Source organism: Flagellimonas olearia (assembly GCF_009184425.1).
Classification (GTDB): Bacteria; Bacteroidota; Bacteroidia; order Flavobacteriales; family Flavobacteriaceae; genus Flagellimonas; species Flagellimonas olearia.
In genome coordinates this window covers 1-322 of sequence record NZ_WELG01000184.1, presented here as the reverse complement: position 1 = coordinate 322, position 322 = coordinate 1, and the positions used below count along the sequence as shown (strand labels likewise).

General features: G+C 38.2%; 1 protein-coding gene. It reads right to left on the bottom strand.

The window, feature by feature from the left end; translation table 11 throughout:
* Window positions 1-322, bottom strand: a 322-nt coding sequence (exbB, locus tag F8C76_RS20045) for a TonB-system energizer ExbB (protein WP_211372219.1), incomplete at both ends; no start/stop codon positions are given.

Genomic DNA, 322 nt, shown 5'->3' with positions numbered 1-322 from the left:
AAAGCTAAAGACAAACCTACCATGATCGTTTTAGCGTCCATCCCGCCGCTCATGCCCATGTCATAGAAAATCACCATAATCCCTAAAACCGTCCCTAATAAGCCCACATAAGGCGCGTTAGAATAAATCACATAGAGAATGGTTAGATTCTTGGTTAAATCCAAATTCAAGGCATCTATATCATCATAAGCTTTTAAATTGACTTTAGAATAAAAAATAACCCTTTCAATCACAAACCACACAGCTAAAAAACTGGCCACGCCAAGCACCGCAAAAACAAATACATCCACATAATCTTTCAACATTCCCATTGAAAAACCGC